4 protein-coding genes are annotated in these 4,133 nt (G+C 41.8%); 1 reads left to right on the top strand and 3 read right to left on the bottom strand.

Translation table 11 applies throughout. The annotated features are described in order from the left end of the window. The first annotated feature begins 302 nt into the window (after nt 1–302). A complete protein-coding gene (locus AC4II3_RS23115; RefSeq protein ID WP_488011478.1) occupies nt 303–701 on the top strand; it encodes a fucose-binding lectin II in 399 nt (132 codons plus the stop codon). Nucleotides 702–737: 36 nt separating this feature from the next. Here AC4II3_RS23115 and AC4II3_RS23110 read toward each other — a convergent pair whose 3' ends face one another. The 3 genes from AC4II3_RS23110 to AC4II3_RS23100 all read right to left on the bottom strand — a co-directional run bounded on the left by AC4II3_RS23110 (nt 738) and on the right by AC4II3_RS23100 (nt 3,905). Further along, entirely contained in the window at nt 738–1,094 is a 357-nt protein-coding gene (locus AC4II3_RS23110; protein WP_488011480.1) for a hypothetical protein, read from the bottom strand. 1,895 nt (nt 1,095–2,989) lie between these two features. Continuing rightward, nucleotides 2,990–3,532, bottom strand: a complete 543-nt coding sequence (locus AC4II3_RS23105) for a hypothetical protein (protein WP_488011482.1) — start codon at nt 3,530–3,532, stop codon at nt 2,990–2,992. 73 nt (nt 3,533–3,605) lie between these two features. Beyond that, nucleotides 3,606–3,905, bottom strand: coding sequence for a hypothetical protein (locus AC4II3_RS23100; RefSeq protein WP_490722894.1), 300 nt, complete (start codon nt 3,903–3,905; stop codon nt 3,606–3,608). Nucleotides 3,906–4,133 lie beyond the last annotated feature (228 nt).

The raw sequence follows: 4,133 nt of genomic DNA, 5'->3' as shown, positions 1-4,133 counted from the left end.
TGAGGTTTTACATGAGGTTTTACATGAGGTTTTACATGAGGTTTATGAGGTTTATAGGCTTTTTATCAAGATATAAATAATACAGTTGTCTGATGTGGATGGTCGAACTTATACCCAATATATTCGTCAGAATTTTAACCGGTAAGTTTACCGTGAGAAACGTCAGAAGCGTCGGTCTGAAAGATTAGTTATATGGAAACGCTAATCGAGAGCGAATAAGTTGGAAAGGTTTCATCAGAAAGCATAAACTTTTTCGGTTTATGTTTTTACCTATCAATCTATTCACAGACCAAAGCAAATAAATGTTCAAGGAAACAGAAAAGGAGAATAATATGCCACTAACCAACGAGTATCCTATAACCATACCAAAGGGAAAAATTTGTTCATGGTACGCTACAGCGCAAACAGCATCAAGTAAGACTATTGAACTATACAGCCCGAAGAATATGTTGGTGTTTAAGACGTCGATTAATTCTCGGGAATTGGATAATTTTGGAATTGGTAGTTTCACTGCCTCTGAAGGCGGGGAGTACATACTCAAATTCCCTGATAGTAAAGATGTCAAAACAACTCATGCAGAGATTGTATCTGATAGCTATGCTACGGTGTGTTCAACGCATATATTTGGAGGTGAAGACGCAGGCGATGCAGACTATCAGGATGTATTTCTCACTCTGACAATATATCTTAAAAAAGGGTAGAAAAACATAACCAAGTTCTAACGCTATTAGAACTCACTATCCAGCCCGCTCCCGAGTACCGAGGGCGGGATTTCTTTTGTCCCAACTGTACCTCACTAAGATGGGACTATCCCACCCTTCCGTGGTTTGGGTTAAATGAGTGTTTGTTCGATGCAGGTGGCGCGCAAGCGAAGCGAGGTTCTTCTCTCCACCCTCACCCAGAACCAGGGCGCACAGCCGAAAATTCTGCCGAATTCCCAACCATCGAGCAAACCAATTCCCTGCATCCATGAAGCTATTGCGCAAGGCTAACCTAACAGTAGCGCTACAAACACCCCGAAAAAATGCGATCGCACACATACCATCGAACACGCGCTGCGCTGTGGAAACCAAATAAATACCTTGGCTTCGCATAAATACCTGGCCGATCGGTGTTGCAGTTCCCGGCTGGGTCGGCGCGAGGCATAAATTTTTTCTCTAAAACACTTAGATCCAATGGCCTCGCGCGACCACAGCCTAGTCGGCCAGGCGGAGTGTGGAGTTTTTTCTACGATTAGACCTCCGTTAGGAAAATTTATTCTAAATTTCCCTAACTCCGTCCTAACCGTACGAAAAAACTCCAGGAGAGGGAGAGGATATATATAACCGCTGAAAATATCAAAAAGACTTGCAAATGCTGACCTCATCAGCTGCTTCACATTAAACTGCTCAGTCGGATTTTCTGGTTGAACATATACATTTCCTTCGGTTTCTGTAGTCGATTCTGGGGTTTCTGCCCTGAGGTTGCTATCATCAACCTTAACAATTGAGTTATTACAGAAACCACTTCTTTTCCCAGTGTTCTTAACATGATTTCGCAGAGCACGGACTTGGTCAGCTTGCTCTAAAGTTAGGGAAGCCTTACCTTCTGAATCGGTCTGTGCTTCTATCTCTAAGTAATGTAAGTCGTTAGAGTAAGCGTCTTTTTAAATACTAAGTTCGCTCATCAGCGTTTCGGGGCGAATCGCCCCTGATGGTGCAGAATTCTGGTCAAACATTTTTTTTTCGCGATTCCATATTATGTACAAGGCTGAGAAAAAATTTCTGGGATGACCCCAGAATTCTGGGGTGCGCTGCTCAATGAGAATGGCAATTTTAGCTTGAACAGTTGCTGTTTCAAGCCAAAATCAATAACCACCATTGGTGAAGAGGTAAATCCCCTGGTAGTGAGGGTGTAGTTGTTGTTAATTCTGGGGGAGATAAAGCAGCGAAATAATTGGTTGAGTTGAGCACCGGGAGATTTTTAATCGAATGTTTTCCCAGTTATTGAAGTTCGACGGCTGGAGTTTCTGTTCTCAGTTTCTGCTAATGAGGTTGCTTTTCGGGTACACGGTGTTTTTGTTTTCGGGTGTGTGCTGGGGGTTTTGTGGATAGGTGGTGTCGGGTGTGTGCTGAGGGTTGAGGTGTAGGTAGTTGTTTGGGATTGCGTAGTGTCTCCACTATGCCGAGGGTTATATAGATGGTAGGTTATCGAATATTGCCGCTTATATGCGGAGGGTCGATGTGTAGGTAGCTGTTTGCTCGGACTCTATCTTGATAGCGTACGCATCGCACCACCCATTTACCTCATTTTCATTGATGCATTAACTCAGCTTCCATCGATGAGAAATTGGAAAAATCTTTAAGTCCCAATTGAATCACAAGCTTGAAACTGTCAAGCGTGAATATGCTGCGTTCAAGTTGGGTGGTTAAATGGTCGATAAATGGATAGCTATGCCCATCAAGATAACCTGCAAGTTACTGGAATTAATTTTGTTTAGGTGCTTATGAATATTTGTAAACTATAAGACCCCGACACTCGTTCGGAACGCACAGCTTATGGCGATCAGCCTAGGATCCCCTTCGGCTGTGCTGGAAACAATTGCACTTCTGGGTTTATGTACGTAGTCTTGAGAGGAAGCATGTCACTCATGTAGAACATTTGTACTAAATCTTTAGCCCCCTCATGGGTTTAAGCAAGCTCATATGGTACATAGTTCATCTGTTCTGCAACGCAAGACCTGCTCCCTTAGACTGTCTTGAGAGACCCAAGTTAGTCTAAATTCCAGTCAGATCTGAACCAGTAGGTGGAGTTAGTAAAAAGCCCACACTGAATCAAAGATTACAGTGTGGGAGTATGTCATTCGTTACAGTGTCGAGCCTGATACATTTAGGTTTCACGCAGATGTGTCAGTCTGCCAGGCTAACACCACTTAACTGTATGGAAAGGCTCCAAGGCTTCTGTAAAAGTATTCAAAGCACTCTACCTAACCAGGGTTAAGTCAAGGGTCTTAGGAGTTTTGTCCTTCAACCAGCTCATCTATCTCATCTATATCCACCGTCTTCCGGTTTACTGATAATTGTGTCATCGGCTCTGTCATATCCTCGACTACTAGTACTGCACCATAACGTGCACCAGAATAACTCAAATTACCAATCTGTAGACGTCCTAGTTTATTATCTCTTGTTGTGTGTACCCTCATATTACCTGGTTCGAGTACGTACTTATCCCCTGAGTTTGCAGGAGTTGAACAGTATTCATATGTTGCTTTTTCATTCCCATTGTGATACACAGCGTATTGAATTTCAGCATTTGATGGTTCTAAGGCCCGAACTCTTACTTTTGTCACTCCTGGAATTGCTACGCATTGGTAGGGTCCAACCCTAGTTTCCTGGAATTGTGGGGGGTTAGCTGCTGCTTTTGCGTTTTGTGGCATTCCCAATAACATAGTGACGGCCACGATGACCATTGCTAGAACTTTTGCCCATTTTAATCTGGCTGTTTTAAGTTTATTAACAACCCCAATAGATGTAAGGAAATGATTTTTTGGCATCTTTTTGACCACCTGTAATTGTTTTTAAGAAAGGAAAATTGAATTCCTTTACTTAGTCAAATAATAAGGGAATTTAAATGTTGATAAACTCATAAAACTCATCTAAAAACTCATCTAAAAACTCATCTAAAAACTCATCTAAAAACTCATAAAACTCATCTAAAAACTCATAAAACTCATAAAACTCATCTAAAAACTCATCTAAAAACTCATCTAAAAACTCATCTAAAAACTCATAAAACTCATAAAACTCATAAAACTCATCTAAAAACTCATCTAAAAACTCATCTAAAAACTCATCTAAAAACTCATAAAACTCATCTAAAAACTCGTAGTTTTTTTTATGCCCATTTTTCTCCTCAAAATCGATCATTGATCAAGTACCAGGTCATGTGAGACTCAGTTTCGACTTTCTCTAAGACGACCAAGTACGTGGCATAATATTCCTCTTCTTCGGGAAACCAGTCGAAGGTTGGCCTCCTCTTCTATTTTTAACGCCCACCAACGCCATCCTTTTGCCTCGTCTGTCCCGTGTCTGCGGACTTTGGCATCTTCCTGTGCCAGCGCCTCAAGGTCCTTCAATATACGGGGCATCTAGTGT

This window comes from Moorena sp. (assembly GCF_982860115.1).
This window is presented reverse-complemented; position numbering and strand designations above follow the sequence as displayed.